Below are 15,623 nucleotides of genomic sequence, written 5' to 3' on the forward strand. Positions count from 1 at the left end.
GTTCACCGGTGGACGGGGGCCGCAAAGCCTGACGGGGCGTCGAGCCCCCTGCCTCGCTCAGCGCAGCAACGCGTCGAGGAACGGGCTGGACAGTACGTGGTGGGGGTCCAGGCGGTCGAGCGTGGTGACCGCCTCGTCCCAGCCGGGGCCGCCGCCGGCGCGGTGGCTCGCGGGGACGGCGCGGGTGAGGACGTCGGAGTCGGACCATGCGGCGGTGTCGCTGTAGGCCCAGCCCTTGGACCACTCCACGCGCACCGTCGCGCGGTCACCGTCCAGCGACAGCAGGAACTGCTCGAGGTCGCGGTAGAAGCGGTGCAGGGCGGGGGTGGACGGCAGGGAGAGAACGTCGATCCAGACCGCGGTGTCGACGTCCGGCCGGTCGGGCCGTGGCCGCAGAGCGGACAGCAGCGGGGGCCGGGCGCCGGGGACCCCGCACACGGACGGGTCCTCCAGTCCCGTCACGCGGATCTCCACCTGGCCGTTGACCGGGTACTCGCCGCGCGCCGCGTACTGCGCGAGCAGCGTGCGGTAGAAGTCCGTGAACCGGCTGACCACCCACTGCAGATCGGCCCGGCGGGTGAGGACGGCGTAGCCGTTGGCGGTCTCGCGCAGTGTGGTGGGCCGTACGTACTGCAGCAGGTTGCGGGAGGCGCCCCACAGGTCCGAGCGCAGGCCGCCCGCCAGCAGGTGGGTGAGGACGTCGCCGGTCAGCACGTCCCGCACGGCGCTCCCCGAGAGCAGGACGTCGGTGATGTCGCCCGTCAGCGCGACCTTGGCCAGCAGGTACTGGACCCGCCCGAAGAGCGGCGCGCTCGCCCACGCCCCGGAGACCAGGTCCCCGGCCAGTCGTGCCACGGGTTCCGGGAGGGAGTCGGAGAACGGGTAGTTGTACGGCTCGTCGACGGCGCGGGCGGCGAGCGGCCGCTGCGGGGCGACGCTCCAGACCTTCAGCCAGGGGCGGTCGGTGAAGGCGAACCAGATCGCCTCCACCCGGCCGGTGCGGTCCACATAGCCGGCGAGGGTCCGCGTGCCGGCCGGGGCACCGGGTGCGGCGAACAGCTCGGTGGCGGGGATGTCCAGGAAGGACTGGCAGCGCAGGTTCTGGTCGCTGCCCACCCGCACGACGGCCTCGGTGACCAGTGAGCGGCCGAGGTGGGTGAGCAGCGCGGCGCAGTCGGGCTCGGCCCGGCCGAACGTGCGCAGGGCGTAGCGGCCGGCGGTCTCGTCCCAGACGACCGCGGTCAGTTCGGTGACCAGGTTGCTCAGTGAGCCGTGGCCGTGGCCCGGCGTAAGGCTCTCGCCGACGGCGGGGACGGCCGTGCCGTGCGCGCCGACGGCGAGCGCGCCGCCGACCGTGAGATCGCCGGGCGCGGGCGCGGAGGCGACTCCGTATCCGGCCGCGCCGGCGAACGCGAGCAGCGTCTCCAGCGAGGCACCGGCCTGCGCCCGGATCGCGGCCGACCCGTCGGCGGCCTGCTGCTCCAGCGACATCGCGGTGAGGTGTGCGGTGGTGTCCAGCAGGACGACCTTGGCCGCGGCGGGGGTGCCGTCGGCCACCGTGAGGGGAGCCCAGCCGTGCCGGTGCCCTTGCGCGCGGACCGTCCAGCCCGCGCCGTAGGCCCAGTTGACGACGGCCAGCACCTCCTGCGGATCACGCGGCACGCAGGTCCACAGCTGGTCGGTACGGATCTCGCCGGCCCAGTTCTCGTAGGCGCGCTGATGGAGGTCGATCCCGGCCGGGAAACCGGGCGGCGGTGCCGAGGCCGCGTAGGCGCTTCCCGGGCGGACCAGCCCGCGCAGCAACCAGACCGCGCCGCCCGCGGCCGCCGACGACGCGAGCAGCCTGCGTCGCGACAGCCCGCCGTTGTGGTCCGAAGGACTCCCCGTCATCCCCGTATCCCCCTGTCCTGGTCCGGTCCGGCGCGCCCTGGCCGGTCGAGCCGGCACGTTACCCAGGGCAGAAGGTCCCACGGTCACGCGTTCGGCCGATTCACATGAACGAGTGAATGCGCCTCGAACAGGCTTCCTCTCGGGGCTCGTGCCCTGTAGGCGGCGGCCCGTCCTCGGCGAGCCGCTTGTCTGCCTGGCACGTCACGACAGCCGGGCTCACCGCGATCGGCACGGTTGCGCGTACAGCCCCGTGGTGAGGTCCGGCAGGTCGGGCACCATCTCCTTCACGTCCTCCCACCTCTCGTAGAGCACGACCAGCCCCAGGGGCCCGAAGGCCTCCCTCGCCATCCGGGACAGGCTCGAGGTGAGCTTGGCCCCGTGGAGGACGAGCAGCCGGGGCGCCAGGGGCGTGACGTCGGGAGACCACAGAAGCCTGAGCGCGCCGGTGCGCCTGGCGAGTTCCGTGACTTCCCGCAGGAACCCCTGGGCCGTCGCAGCGTCCAGCCCCTGGGCCGGGGGCAGGCTGCGTACCCGCCAGGCGATCTCGTAGACGATGCGGTGACGTGCCGGAACGCACACCAGGCTGGGGTCGGCGCTGTAGCGCCCCACGCCGCGGCTGAGCGACGCCGCGAAATTCTCGGCGACCTCCCAGACACGGGTTTCCGCCTCGGCCGGAGTGACCACGGTCGCGTCCACGCTGCCCAGTTCGCCGTGCACCACCCGGGGTCCGAGGCCTTCGGCGGCGACCCGGGCCAGCGCCTTGGTCTCCACCGTCGAGCCGGTGAACGCGGCGGCCCGGAACGCGGGGTGGCGCAGCATCTCCCTTCCCTGCGCCCTGTTCTCGACGAGCGCGAACGCGCCCTCGGGTGCACCTGCTGTCTCCAGTGCCCGCGCGACGACCTGTGCGGTGCGACGGGACAGACGGGGGTGGGAGGGGTGCGCCACGGCCACCACGGGACAGCCGGCCGCCCAGGCCGAGGCCGTGTGCGCGCCTGCCACGCCGAAGGCGAACGGAACCTCGTCCGAGGCGAAGACCAGGACCGGCCCCTCCGCGGTCGGCTGGTGCTCTTGCTGTGTGCCGACCGGGCCGTCGACGCGCCCACCGGACAGGATCTGGTTCGCGTGGAGCGACAGGTGGAGTGTCGTGCGCGTCAGTTCGCGCTCCAGTTGCGGTCTGGCGACACGGGTCTCGGCTGCGGCGATCGCGATGAGTTCCGCCCGGGCGGTCTCCAGGGCGCTCGCCACCGTCGACAGTGCCTGTGCCCGCAGGGTTTCGAGCGACGCCCACTGCCGGGCTGCCGCCGCCGCTGCGGACACGGCTCGCGTCGGCATGGGGCCTCCGGCGTGCGGACGGTGAGCGGACGCCACCGTCCCCGCACGGCGCGGGGCGGAGACGGAGAGCTTCTCTTCAGTGGATCCGGGCAAGATCATCCATCCTTGGGGGAGCAACTCACTGGAGGCCGGGCGGTGTTCTGCGTGACGGACCAGAGGTGTCCGAAGGGGGCGTGGGGCATCGACGGGCGAGTCGCAGCTGGGGTGTTGCGAGCCCGCGCCGTCGCCGGTCGCGGAACGTGCTCCGCGGGTGATCACTCGTCGCGTCGCGTGGACGGAGCGCGGAGAGACGTCGAAGCACGGGCGTCGACGAACGCCCGTGCTCGTGCGAAGACTTCAGGAGTCGGATTCTCAGGTGCCGCCCCCGCGACGGGGCAGTGGGCGACGACCCGGGTGCCGTCGGCCGTGACGTCCGTGGCCCACCAGCTCGTGCAGGCGGTGACCAGCGCCAGGCCCCGGCCGAAGGCGGCGTCGTCGTCCTCGGCCACCCGCCGGGGCGTACGACGGGTCAGCCAGCGGCCCTGGTCCTTGACCTCGGCGGTCAGGACAACCCCGTCGAACGACACCAGCACCGTCACCTCGGCACTGGTGCTGTGCAGCACCACGTTGGTGACCAGCTCGCTGACGACCAGGAGCAACGTGTCCTCCGTATCGGCCGGTACCGCCCACGACCGGACGGCGCCGCGCACGAAGCGCCGGACGGCCGGGACGCTGCGAGGCGTCACCGGCAGGGCGCACAGCGCCGCCGCTCGGGTGGCTGCCGGGGAGGCGTCACCGTGCTGGACGCGGTCGGCGGCGACGGGAGTGGGGTGCTCGGTGGTGATCACGTCGACTCCTGTGGTGCCTGGCATCGGCTGATCGTCATGCGCCCATGCTCATCAGCGGCCGCCCGCAGGGGCATCGGGGGAAACCCTCGTCGTCGCCGAAGCCCCTCGCGGGGACCGCGGTGACCAGGTACCGAGCATTGTGCGCGGCCGGGTGGCCGCTTACTGTCGGTCGGGTGGACCCTGATCACAGAACGGGCCCGGGCATCCCGGTGAGGATCGAGGCCCCCACCCTCACCGAAGCGGGCGATCAGCTGCACCAGGCCCTGGGCGAGTCCGGCCGGGCCGTGGTCCTCGGTCCGTGGGGAGGCGGCAAGTCCACCGTGCTCCGAAAGCTCGCCCGCGCGGCCGCCGACCGCGGGCAGCGGACCCTGTTCCTGAACACGCACCGGGACTGGGCGGGCCGGTCCTTCAGCGGCCTCGGCCACCTGCTCGCCCTGCTGGAGCCCGGCACGCTGGACGGCGTCGCCGAGCAGCCGCGCATCCACCTGGAGCGTCTGCTGCCGTGGAACGCGCCCGAGCGGCCCCTCGACCCGGCCGCGGTGGGGACGGCCCTGACCGCCCTGTTCGCCGGCCTCGTCCGCACGGGGAGCGTCCTGCTGCTGATCGACGACCTCCAGTGGCTGGACCCCGCCAGCGTCGACGCCCTGTCCCACCAGGCCCACGTCCTGGGCCCTCAGTCGCTGCACCTCGTCGCCGCCGAACGCTCGGCCACGGCCCCCCGCACCGCCTGGCGCGTGTGCGGCCACCACGCGCCCGTGCTGCCGCTCACCGGCCTGAGCGTCGACCAGACGGCCGGCCTCCTCGACGCCCACTCCCTTCCGGTACGGTCCGCCCCGCACGTCCACCAGCTCACCGGCGGCAACCCGGCGCTCACCCAGGCGTTGCTGACCGATCTCGCCGGCCGCCCGGACGGTCTCGCCGTCCACCCTCTCGCCACCCGCGCGGCCACCCATTGGTTCCAGGAGGTCACCGCCCCGGCGGTCCGGGCGCTGCGCCTCGCGGCGCTCGCCGACACGCCCGCCCCCGCTCTGCTGCGGCGCTGCTCCGGCGACCCGGACGTCGACGACCATCTCGTCCAGGCCGAGAACGCGGGCATCCTGACCAGGGCCGCGGACGGAGCCCCCGTGTTCACCGCCGGTCTGCTGCGCGAAGCCGCCCTCGCCGACTGCGCCCACGACGACCTGCGACGCCTCCACGAGACACTCGCCGCAGCCCTCGACGACCCCGTTCAGGCCGCCCGGCACCGCGTCCTCGCCCTCGACGCACCCGACGAGACCGCCGCCGCGGAGGCGGAGCAGGCCGGCGCCCTGGCCCGGTCGAACGGCGAGCGCGACCTGGCGGCGGAGCTGTTGCTCCTGGCGGCCGAGCACACCCCCGCCCGCCACCGCGCCGAGCGGCTGCGCCGGCTGGCGGTCGCCGCCACCGACGCCGTCGCCGGCGGGCGTGCGGGGGTCGCCCACCGCGTCCACCACGCGATCACCGCCGCCCGCCCCGGAACCGGGGAACGCGTCGCCGCCCTGCTCGCCGTCCTCGACGTCGGCGGGCAGGCCCTCGGCGAGCTCGACGACGTCCTGGCGCGCGCCCGCCAGGCGGCCCAGGGGGATCCGGCGCTCCAGGCCCAGGTGGAGCTGAGGGCGGCGATCAGGGCCAATATCTGCGGCCTGGGCGCGGCGACCGCCCGGGACGCCGCGACGGCGGCGGTCGAGTTCGCCGAGCAGGCGGGCGACCGGCGGATGAGAGCCACCGCGCTGACCCAGCTCGCCCGCACGCAGCGCATCGCCGGCGATCCCGCGGCCACCGACACCCTCGGTCGCGCCCTCGCGTTGGGCGTACCCGTCGAGGACATCGGTGTCCGGGCCTCCCCCGAGTACCTGGCCGCCTGGTTCGCCGTGCACGACGACCGTCTGCAGGAGGCGCGGGAACGGCTCGTCGAGTTGCTGGCCGTCGCCGAGCACAGCGGCGACACCGAGGACCTGGAGCAGATCCTGCGCACGCTCGCCGAGGTGTCGGCCCGCTCCGGCCCGGCCGCCAAGGCCGTCGAGTGGAGCGAGCGCGTCATCTCCCTGTGTACGGCGGCCGGGCTCTCCCTGGGGCCCGCCTGGTTCAGCGCGTCCGTCGCCCAGGCCGCGGGCGGCAGCTTCCGCCAGGCCCGCGCCTACGCACGCCAGGGCCTCGCGACCTCCCGCGACGAGCAGGACGCGCTCTTCGTCTCGCGCAACCTCTTCGCCCTCGGGGTGGCCCAGCGGATCGGGGGCGACCCCCGCGCCGCCGTCGAGAGCCTGCGCGAACTCGGCCGTCTGGAGACCGGCCGGCAGGTCGGCGACCCGCGCGTCCTGCCCTGGCAGCCCGAACTCGCCGAGGCCCTGGCCGCCGACGGCGCGCCGGACGACGGCACACGTGTCCTCGACGAACTGCTCGAAAAGTGCCACGACCCGCAGATGCTCTCCGGTGGCCTGGGTGCGGCGGCCACGCGGGCGCGCGCCCTGTGCGCCGCACATCGCGGTGAGACGGACACCGCCGTCGCCCTCCTCGGCGAGGCCGCCGCCCACTTCGCCGCGCTCGGCCTGGTGCTGGACCACGGCCGCACCCTCGTCTCGCTCGGCCGCCTCGAACGGCGCCGCCGCCGCCCGGCCGCCGCCCGCTCCGCCTGGCAGGAGGCCCGCACCCTCTTCCACGACGCCCAGGCCCGCCCCTGGCTCCACCTCGTCGAGGACCTGCTGAACCGGTTGCACGGCGCCGCCCGCGACACCGCCGCCGGCACCGCCGCGGCCGTCGGCGAGCTCACCGAGACCGAGCGGCGCCTGGCCGACCTCGTCGCGGAAGGCGCGTCGAACCGGGAGGCGGCGGCCCGGCTCTTCCTCTCCGTCAAGACGGTGGAGGCGATGCTCAGCCGCATCTACCGCAAGCTCGGCATCCGCTCCCGTACCCAACTCGCCCGTGCCCTGCCGTCCACGGGGACCCCGCCACCGCCTCGGCACGGGAGCTGACCTTCCACCGGCGGGCGACGGGCTTCGCGGACCCGCTCGCCGAGGGCACCCGTCGCTGCCCGCGGGCGCGTGCGTGACCCCATTGGTCCTGCTGGAGTGCGGGGCACGAGCGGTCTTCGCAGCATGGCGTCTGACGACCCCCGTCATTCGGTGACGAGTGCGATCGGTGCCGGTGCGTTGCCCCCGGTACCGGTTCGGAAGGACGACATGCCCATACGCAACCGCGGCACGGCTGCCGCCGCCGCCATGTTCCTGGCCGGCCTGACGGTGCTGAGCGCGGCCCCGGCCCACGGCACGTCCGGTGTGGCCACCACCCGTCAGAAGCCCGCGGCGAGGGAGGGCGACTCCCCGCGGCTCGGCCGCTCACAGCCCGTCCCGTCGCCGGTGCGGACGGCCGTGCCCGCCCGTTCGCAGACCGCCGCGCACACCGTCGCCGGCGGGAACACGCTGTGGGACATCGCCCGGCAGACCCTCGGCAGCGCTCTGCGGTGGGACAGCGTCTACGCCCTCAACGAGAAGACCATCGAGGACGCGGCCCGCCGGCACGGATACGCCTCCAGCGACCGGGGGCACTGGATCTTCCCGGGGACCGTGCTCGCCCTGCCCCAGCCTTCGACGGCGCAGACGCGGACGCCGTCGCGGTTCGAGCCCGCCCCGTGCCCGACCACTTACGGGGAACTGAAGAACACCCGCTGCGGCTACCTCGTCGTACCGGAGAACCGGGCCCACCCGTCATCGCGGACCCTTCGGCTGGCCGTCGCGCTCGTCCGCTCGTCGTCGCCGAGGCCGCACCCCGATCCGATCGTGTTCTTCGCCGGCGGGCCCGGCGCGGACGCCCTGGGGAACATAGCGGAGCTCACCGAGGCCGGACTGAACCGCGACCGTGATCTGATCGTCCTCTCCCAGCGCGGCACGTTCTCCTCCCAGCAGCCGCTGACCTGCCCCGAGATCGACCGGTTCTACGGGGAACGCGTCCACCTCCTCTACGACGCCCCCTCCACCGGAGACCTGTACGCCCAGGCGGCGGCACGCTGCCATGAGCGCCTGACGGCCCGGGGAATCGACCCGGCCGCCTACAACACCAGCGAGAACGCAGCCGACGTGGCGGATCTGCGCAAGGCCCTGGGCATCCGGGAGTGGAACGCCCTCTCGCATTCCTACGGCACGCAACTCGCGCTGACCTACATGCGCCTGTTCCCCGAAGGCGTCCGCTCCGTGACCGTCGACGGCGTCGTACCGCCGTCCGTGGCGACACCCGGGTGGACGTGGAGCAGCATGCGGGAGGCGTTCGACAACATCGTGAACGCCTGCGCGGCCCAGGCGTCCTGCCGGCAGCGCTACCCCGACATCGGCGCCACCTACCTGCGCATGGTGCGCCGACTGGAGGCCCATCCGGTCACCACGCAGGTGACGGTCGAGCAGGTCGGGAAGGTGAAGGTGGTCCTCGACGGCGGGGCGCTGCTGAACTGGATGGTCCGTGCCAGTCACGCCCCCGCGACCTTCCCGCAGGCCGTGGACGAGCTGGCCCACGGCCACCCCGAGCGCATCGCCGAGCAGTGGGCGGCCGCCTGGCTCCCCGGCTCGCAGGGCATGTTCGCCCACGGGTTGTCGCTGAGCGTGTGGTGCAGCGAATGGGTGCCGTTCGAGACCCCCGAGGAGCAGCTCGCCAAGGGGCAGCAGGCCTTCCCCGAGCTCCCCCGCTCGGTCCTGGCCCAGGCGCCCCAGCTGCCGTTCCTGCGGCAGGCCTGCCAGGCCTGGAACGTCCCGAAGGCACCAGACTCGGTGCGGGCGGTCACGCGGAGCAGCATTCCCACCCTTGCCATCTCCGGGAGTTTCGACGCCCAGACCGGCGAGCAGTGGGGGCAGTACGTGGCCCGCACGCTCTCCCGTTCCACCGTGGTGACCCTGGCCGGTGTCGCCCACGGGACGTTCGACCAGCCGTGCGGGGCCAAGGTGATCACCTCCTTCTTCGACCATCCGGACAACCCCGACACGGCGTGCGTGAGCTCCGTCAAGCCGGTGCCGTTCGTGGTCGGCAGTGAGGGAGCCGGTAACGGTGAATGAGGACCTGCCGGCGGCCGGCTCCGCCACCGACCTCCACGCGCCTCCCGGACTGCCCGGTCGCACGCGGTGGTCCCGCCGCGGATTCCTGAGCGCGTCGGCGGCCGTCGGCTGCGCGGCCGTCTCGCTGGGCCAGGCGCCGGGCGCGGCCGCGTCCCCGGCCTCCGCCGTCCACGGCGGCGGCACCGGCGACACCGGGAACTCGCTGTTCAGCGCCCTCGACGCCAAGATCCAGGAGGGCATGCGGGCGTACGCGATTCCCGGGGCGGCGGTGGGCGTGCTGCTGAACGGCCAGGAGTACGTCAAGGGGTACGGGGTCACCAACGTCGACCATCCGGTCCCCGTCGACGGCGACACCGTCTTCCGGGTCGGCTCGACCACCAAGACCTTCACCGGTACGGCCATGATGCGGCTGGTCGAGCGGGGCGACGTCGAGCTGGACGCCCCGGTGCGCCGCTACCTCCCCGGCTTCTCGGTGGCCGACCCCTCCGCGTCGGCGCAGGTGACCGTGCGGCAGCTGCTCAACCACAGCGCCGGGTGGCTGGGCGACGACTACGAGGACTTCGGCCCCGGCGACGACGCGCTGGCGCGTTTCGTGGCGTCCATGGCCCGCCTTCCCCAACTCACGCCCCCGGGCGAGGTGTTCGCCTACAACAACGCGGCCCTGTGCGTGGCCGGCCGGATCATCGAGGTGGTGACGGGCACGACCTACGAGGCGGCGGTGCGCGACCTCGTCATCGATCCGCTGGGGCTCGACCACAGCCGCTTCTCCAGTGACGAGATCGTGGGCTTCAACGTCGCGGCCTCGCACAGCGTCGTCGACGGCAAGGCCGTACTGGAGCCGTCCTTCTGGCCCCAGCCACGCAGCCTCGCGCCGACCGGCGGCCTGATCTCCAGCGTGCGCGACCAGCTGAGCTGGGCCCGCTTCCACCTCGGAGACGGTACGGCGCCCGACGGCTCCCGCCTGCTGAGCAGGGCGTCGCTGGAGCAGATGCGCTCCAGGCCCGGCCCCGGCGGCACGCTGGTCGTGGAACTCGACGGCATGGGCGTCACCTGGATGCTGCGCCCGACGGCCCAAGGGCGACGGATCGTGCAGCACGGCGGGACCTGGCCGGGCCAGATCTCGGGCTTCCTGATGGTTCCCAGCCGGGGCTTCGCCCTGACCCTGCTGACCAACTCGGAAGGCGGGACGCGGCTGAGGGACGAGCTGTTCACCGACGACTGGGCCCTGAGCCGGTACGCGGGCGTGACCAACCTGCCGGCCACGGAAGAGGCGTTGAGCGGCCAGGAGCTGGCCCCCTACGAGGGCCGTTACCTGGCCCAGCGGATCAACGACAAGGGCGCCGTCGAGGACGCCGTCATCGAACTGGCCCGGCACGACGGACGGCTGCGCGGCACCCAGACGGTCAAGGGACCGGCCGACGTGCCGGGGGCCTCCTCCGAGGAGGAGGACTCCGTCCAGGACCAGACCAGCGAGGTCCAAGTCGCCTTCTACCGGCCCGGGTTCGCGCTGGACCTCGACCCCGACGGCCGACCGGTCGGCACCCGCTCCGACTTCGTGCGCGGACCCGACGGGAAGGTCGCCTGGTGGCGCAACCACGGACGGCTGCACCGCCACCAGACGCAGTGACCGGCGCGCAGGGAGCACAGGCCCGTCGGCCCTGCCGGCGGGTCAGTGCTCCGTCGGGGGCTGGATGTAGTCTTCCAGACGGGCCACGGCGAAGCCCTGCTCCTGTATGTGCTTGAGCAGGTCGGCGAACATCTGCGTCATCGTGGCGCCCTTGAGCTCCGAGGGACCGCGGAAGTGGGCCAGGATGATGTCCCCGGGGCGCAGCTTCTTGCCCGGGTCCTGGTAGGTCATGTTGTGGATCTGCATGGACTCCCGCCACCAGACGATCGCCTTGGGCCCGCACTCCGCCACGGCCGTCTTGGTGCCGGTGTTGTACGCGCCGTACGGCGGCCGGAACAGCAGCGGTGCCGTGCCGTACTCCCGGGTGAGGATCTTCTGGTTGCCGCAGACCTCCTCCTTCTGGCGGGCCTGCGGGACCGCGTTCATCTGCGGGTGGTGCAGCGTGTGGTTCTGGACGTGGTTGCCGAGCGCCTGCAGCTGCTTGAAGTACCCGTAGTCGGACTTGATGGCGTCGTTCGTCAGGAACATCGTGAAGGGGACCTTCAGGTCCCGCATCATCTCGACGAACCGGGGGTCCTTCTCCTGCCCGTCGTCGATGGTGATGAAGACGACCCGCTGCGGCGTCGGTATGTGGGTGAGGACCGGAACCGGGCCGGAGGCGGAGAGCTTCACGGGTTTGTCGGCGGGGGGCTGCGGGGCCGAGGGCAACGGGGTCAGACCCCACTTGCGCCAGAGCGTGGCTTCGGCGGCGCGCGCGGCGGCGGTCGTGCCGGCGGTGGCGGTGGGCTGCACGGGCGCGGCGGACGAGCGGGCTCCGGTGTCCCCGCCCGCGTCGCACCCGCCCACGGCCAGGGCCGCCACCACCGCACCCGCCAGCGCCGCGCAGCGCCTGCCCCGCTTGTCGTACCGCTTCACCGTGCCGGTCTCCCTACAACTGCCGTGCTGTCGTGCCGCTCGTGCCGCACGTGATTTCTGTCGGGAAGATCGGCCCGACTGTATGTAGAGAGGATGAATGAGGGCGGTTGGTTGCCGTGCACCGGCCCGGGAGGTCGGCCCGTCCACGCCGGTGCCGGTGAACGGGCCCGCGGATTCCGCCCGTTCACCGGGCGGCGGCAGGTGGAGGGTCCGGCTCAGCGGGCCCCGTTCACCTGGCGGCGGCCGGTGCGGACGGCGTGACGGGGCCCGGTTTCAGCCGCGCAGTGTCTCGAAGGCCCTGCGTGCCGCGGTCGCGATGGCGAGGTCGACGTCCGGGGCCTGCCGGGCGCGGCGCCGGGAGCGGGTGAGTGCGGCCATGGCCACCCGGTGCCCGGACTCGGCCTCCACCACGCCGATGTCGTGCCGCAGGTGCAGGAACGTGCCCGTCTTCCCGCTGACCCGGATGGTGTCCGTGCGCAGGTCTCCGGCGATGCGCTGCGTGAACAGCTGGAGTCCGAGCAGCCGGCGCAGTTCGGCGGTCGCCTCGGGGTGCGCGATCGTGTCCCGCCACACCCGGCCGAGCAGGTCGACCAGGGCTGCGGCGGTGCCGGCGTTGGCGTGTGCCGGGTCCAGCGTCTCGATGGTGTGGCGGCCGGACCGCTCGTCGCGCACGGCCAGTTCGAGGGCCAGGGTGAAGTCGTTGCCGGAGACGCCGGCCGCGCACTCGTACATGCGCTGGACGCGGTGCCGTATGCGGATGTCGCCGCAGTCCCATGCCCGCAGGCGGGCGTCGACCTCGTCGGGCGGGACGAGGTCGAAGAGGGCGTCGGCGGCCGCGTTGTCGCTCACGGAGAGCATCAGCAGGAGCAGGTCGCCCACGGCCACCGTGGCCGGGTGGCGGAACGCGGACAGCCCGGTCGGCCCGACGCTGCCGGTGTCCGGGTCGACGCGCACGGGCCGCGCCGCGTCCAGCCGGCCGGTGGCGATCCGGTCCAGTACGACCAGGGCGAGCGGCACCTTGGCCACCGAGGCGAGCGGTACGGGCTCGTCGGCGTCGAAGCCGAGCTGGTCGCCGGTGTCGAGGCAGCGGGCGAGGAACGACCCGCGGATCCCGGCCTCCGCCCAGTCCGAGGCGATCGTCTCGGCCACCTCGCGCAGGGCGCCGCCGCCGAGGACATGGGCCGGCCGGTGGGTGTCGCGTGTGCTCATCCGCGGGCCGCCAGCCGGATCCGTGCGTCTTCGCCCGCTTCCCCGGCCTGGGCCGGTGCGGTCGGCGCGGCTCCGACCGAACCGGCCAGCGCGGCGGCCAGCCAGTCCGGTACGTGCCCCGGGCGCCGACTGCGCCGCGCCGCGCGCAGGTCGTAGCCCCGGTGCAGCGAGGTGTCGGCGAGGGGTGCCCAGGCGGCGCCGTGCCGACGCGCGAAGGGTGCGGCGCACAGCAGGACGGCCGTCCCCGCGAGAGCCTCGGCGAGCGCGGCAGCCGTCGACGCGGCGGGCCGTACGAGGGTCTCGGGCAGCCCGGCCCGGGCCACCGCGCGCTCCAGCCGGTCCAGCGGCTCGGGCGCCTGATCCTCCGTCAGCACCAGCAGGGGCGGCGCGGGACGGGGCGCACCGCGTCCCCGCCGGGGTCGCAGGTCCTCCAGGTGGAAGGGCCGCGCCATCGCGTGGACGGATGGCTCGTCCCGGCGGGCAGGTGACTCGTCCGGGCAGACAGGCGGCTCGTCCCGGTGCACCGGGCGCTCCTTCGGACGGCCCGGGTACGGCACGCCGTCCGTTTCCGGGGTGGTCGCGAGGCCGAGCGGTACCCGCAGGGCGGCCCCCTCGGGAGGCGTCCGCAGCAGCGCGTACTCCAGCGACCCGTCGGCCAGGCCCGCCGTCCGCGCCTCGGGCGGCAGCTCGTGTACGGCGAGAGGGGTGCCGTGCTCGGCGCCCGCGCGCAGGACGCGGGCGAGCGCCGCCGGGTCGCAGTCCGCGGGCACGCCGAGCCGGCGCACCGCGGACCGCCGGGAGGCACGCGCCGCGCGCCGCAGCCGCTGGGCGCCCTCCAGGACGTCCTGGGCGTACGGCAGCAGGTGCAGGCCGAGACCGGTGGTCGTCACCTGCCGGCGCGAGCGGTCGAAGAGCCGCCCGCCGAAGTGTTCCTCCAGGGTCTTGATCCGGCGGCTCAGCAGGGGCTGGGCGATGCCGAGCCGGTCGGCCGCGCGGGAGAAGCTCTCCTCCTCGACGGCGGCGACGTACGCCTCCAGATGTGCCAGCAGGTCCACCGCCGTTTCATATCAATGCGTTATGAGACGTGCAAGGTTTCCTCTTGGACATGGCAGGTCTCCAGCTGTTTCGCTGTCCCCGTCGAGCCGGCCGGCCGATCGGGCACCACCTGCACGCATCCGACGGACCACGGGAGATTCCTGCCATGACCAGCCACCTCACTCCGCCGCGGCGCCGCCTGCTCAAGGCCGGTGCCGTCGTCTCGGCCGCCGCGCTCGCCCCGCTGGTGACCGCGGGCGGTGCCCAGGCGCGACCGGCCCGGCTGCGCGACGCCGAGGGCCGGCTGAGCGATCTGGAGGAGCGCTACGGCGCCCGGCTCGGTGTGTACGCCGCCAACACCCGCACCGGCCGGTTCGTCGCCCACCGCGCCGACGAGCCGTTCGCGATGTGCTCCACGTTCAAGACGCTCGCCGCCGCGGCGGTGTTGCGCGACCACGGCCACTGTGCGCCGCTGGACCGGGTGATCGCCTATCCCGCTGCCGATCTGCTGCCGAACTCCCCGTGGACCGAGCAGCACGTGCGGACCGGGATGACGGTCGGCGAGCTGTGCGCGGCGGCGATCCAGTACAGCGACAACACGGCGGGGAATCTGCTGTTGCGTCAGATCGGCGGTCCGGCGGGGCTCACCGCGTTCCTGCGGTCGATCGGGGACCGGGTGAGCCGGCTCGACCGCTGGGAGACCGACCTGAACTCGGCCGTGCCCGGCGACCCGCGCGACACCACCACTCCGGCCGCGCTCGGCCGCAGCTATGCCCGTCTGATGCTGGCCGACGGGCTGTCCGACGCGGGACGCCACCAGCTGGTGACGTGGCTGAAGGGCAACACCACGAGCGGCGAACGCTTCCGCGCGGGGCTGCCGGGCGGCTGGACGGTCGCGGACAAGACCGGCACGGGCGCCTACGCGAGCGCGCACGACGTCGGCGTCGCCTGGACGACGAAGGGCACGCCCCTCGTGCTCGCGGTGCTGACCTCGAAGCCCGCGGCCGACGCCCCTGTCGACAACCACCTGATCGAGGAAGCCGCCCGTCTGCTGGCGCGCACCCTGGCACCGGGTGAGTGACCGCCCGGTGCGACCGGCCCGCCGGGAACGCCACCCGGCGGGCCTCCCCGTTCTTGTCACCTCTCGCCACCGATCCACTTCCAGCACCTTCGCGATTCGATCATCCCGACGCTTGATTCGATCGCTCTGGCGCTTGATTCGATCGTCCCAGTCCGGCATTGTGCTGGAAACACGTGTGGACTCTGCTGTTCGCGGAGGAGAGAGAGGCGCTGCATGGACGACACCGACCGGGCGATCCTGCGGGAACTACAGGTCGACGGCCGGATCCCGTACGCCGAGCTGGGCCCGAAGGTGGGATTGTCGCCCTCGGCCGCCAGGCTCCGGCTGCAGCGGCTGATCGACAGCAAGGCGGTCCAGGTCGTCGGCGTGACCGACCCGATGACCATGGGCCAGCAGTCGATGGCACTTCTGGGCCTGCGCATCGACGGGGACCCCCGGGCGGTCGCCGAAGAGCTGTCCCGTCACGACGAGGTCGTGTACACCGTCCTGACGGCCGGCGGCTTCGACCTCTTCACGGAAGTGGTGTGCGCCCGGCCCCGGGAGCTTCTGGACTTCATCAACGACGTCGTGCGGCCGATCGAGGGTGTCGCGTCCGTGGAGAGCTTCCCCTACTTCGGGATCCACACGCACCGCTTCCTGTGGCACGTCGACTGAGG

At 73.6% G+C, this 15,623-nt stretch carries 11 protein-coding genes; 5 read left to right on the forward strand and 6 right to left on the reverse strand.

Translation table 11 applies throughout. The features are described from left to right. Positions 1–57: 57 nt before the first annotated feature. The 3 genes from ACF1AL_RS34360 to ACF1AL_RS34370 all read right to left on the reverse strand — a co-directional run bounded on the left by ACF1AL_RS34360 (position 58) and on the right by ACF1AL_RS34370 (position 4,073). Complete coding sequence (locus ACF1AL_RS34360) at positions 58–1,890, reverse strand: cholesterol oxidase substrate-binding domain-containing protein (RefSeq protein WP_391698924.1); 1,833 nt, start codon at positions 1,888–1,890, stop codon at positions 58–60. 216 nt (positions 1,891–2,106) lie between these two features. After that, entirely contained in the window at positions 2,107–3,321 is a 1,215-nt protein-coding gene (locus ACF1AL_RS34365; protein WP_391698922.1) for an aldehyde dehydrogenase family protein, read from the reverse strand. Between the two features lie 155 nt (positions 3,322–3,476). Beyond that, positions 3,477–4,073: an ATP-binding protein gene (locus ACF1AL_RS34370; protein ID WP_391777830.1), complete on the reverse strand. Its 597-nt coding sequence runs from the start codon at positions 4,071–4,073 to the stop codon at positions 3,477–3,479. Between the two features lie 149 nt (positions 4,074–4,222). On the opposite strand from ACF1AL_RS34370, the gene ACF1AL_RS34375 reads away from it, so the two are divergent. The 3 genes from ACF1AL_RS34375 (at position 4,223) to ACF1AL_RS34385 (ending at position 10,727) form a co-directional block, all read left to right on the forward strand. Next, positions 4,223–7,036: a LuxR C-terminal-related transcriptional regulator gene (locus ACF1AL_RS34375; RefSeq protein WP_391777829.1), complete on the forward strand. Its 2,814-nt coding sequence runs from the start codon at positions 4,223–4,225 to the stop codon at positions 7,034–7,036. 207 nt (positions 7,037–7,243) lie between these two features. Next, the gene (locus ACF1AL_RS34380; RefSeq protein ID WP_391777828.1) at positions 7,244–9,100 is read left to right on the forward strand and encodes an alpha/beta fold hydrolase; all 1,857 of its coding nucleotides are present in this window, start codon (positions 7,244–7,246) and stop codon (positions 9,098–9,100) included. Continuing rightward, positions 9,093–10,727: a serine hydrolase domain-containing protein gene (locus tag ACF1AL_RS34385; RefSeq protein WP_391698914.1), complete on the forward strand. Its 1,635-nt coding sequence runs from the start codon at positions 9,093–9,095 to the stop codon at positions 10,725–10,727. Before ACF1AL_RS34380 ends, ACF1AL_RS34385 begins: the two co-directional genes overlap by 8 nt. Positions 10,728–10,769: 42 nt before the next feature. Here the strand turns inward: ACF1AL_RS34385 and ACF1AL_RS34390 are convergent, their stop codons facing one another. The 3 genes from ACF1AL_RS34390 to ACF1AL_RS34400 all read right to left on the reverse strand — a co-directional run bounded on the left by ACF1AL_RS34390 (position 10,770) and on the right by ACF1AL_RS34400 (position 13,906). Next, entirely contained in the window at positions 10,770–11,642 is an 873-nt protein-coding gene (locus ACF1AL_RS34390) for a polysaccharide deacetylase family protein (RefSeq protein WP_391698912.1), read from the reverse strand. Between the two features lie 273 nt (positions 11,643–11,915). After that, positions 11,916–12,851, reverse strand: coding sequence for a serine hydrolase (locus ACF1AL_RS34395; RefSeq protein ID WP_391777827.1), 936 nt, complete (start codon positions 12,849–12,851; stop codon positions 11,916–11,918). Continuing rightward, on the reverse strand, positions 12,848–13,906 hold the full coding sequence (locus tag ACF1AL_RS34400; RefSeq protein ID WP_391777826.1) for a LysR family transcriptional regulator: 1,059 nt from the start codon (positions 13,904–13,906) through the stop codon (positions 12,848–12,850). Before ACF1AL_RS34400 ends, ACF1AL_RS34395 begins: the two co-directional genes overlap by 4 nt. A gap of 146 nt (positions 13,907–14,052) precedes the next feature. On the opposite strand from ACF1AL_RS34400, the gene bla reads away from it, so the two are divergent. Both bla and ACF1AL_RS34410 read left to right on the forward strand, forming a co-directional pair. Beyond that, positions 14,053–14,967: a class A beta-lactamase gene (gene bla, locus ACF1AL_RS34405; RefSeq protein ID WP_391828547.1), complete on the forward strand. Its 915-nt coding sequence runs from the start codon at positions 14,053–14,055 to the stop codon at positions 14,965–14,967. A gap of 213 nt (positions 14,968–15,180) precedes the next feature. Further along, entirely contained in the window at positions 15,181–15,621 is a 441-nt protein-coding gene (locus ACF1AL_RS34410; RefSeq protein WP_391777824.1) for an Lrp/AsnC family transcriptional regulator, read from the forward strand. Positions 15,622–15,623: the final 2 nt, after the last annotated feature.

The sequence above is a fragment of the Streptomyces sp. NPDC014801 genome (genome assembly GCF_043082085.1).
Classification (GTDB): Bacteria; Actinomycetota; Actinomycetes; order Streptomycetales; family Streptomycetaceae; genus Streptomyces.

Bases quoted from the DNA above. Each gene is read 5' to 3' on its own strand.
- ACF1AL_RS34410 (WP_391777824.1), top strand. From the start codon at position 15,181: ATGGACGACACCGACCGGGCGATCCTGCGGGAACTACAGGTCGACGGC.
- ACF1AL_RS34395 (WP_391777827.1), bottom strand. From the start codon at position 12,851: ATGAGCACACGCGACACCCACCGGCCGGCCCATGTCCTCGGCGGCGGC.
- ACF1AL_RS34380 (WP_391777828.1), top strand. From the start codon at position 7,244: ATGCCCATACGCAACCGCGGCACGGCTGCCGCCGCCGCCATGTTCCTG.
- ACF1AL_RS34370 (WP_391777830.1), bottom strand. From the start codon at position 4,073: ATGCCAGGCACCACAGGAGTCGACGTGATCACCACCGAGCACCCCACT.
- ACF1AL_RS34365 (WP_391698922.1), bottom strand. From the start codon at position 3,321: ATGATCTTGCCCGGATCCACTGAAGAGAAGCTCTCCGTCTCCGCCCCG.
- bla (WP_391828547.1), top strand. From the start codon at position 14,053: ATGACCAGCCACCTCACTCCGCCGCGGCGCCGCCTGCTCAAGGCCGGT.
- ACF1AL_RS34360 (WP_391698924.1), bottom strand. From the start codon at position 1,890: ATGACGGGGAGTCCTTCGGACCACAACGGCGGGCTGTCGCGACGCAGG.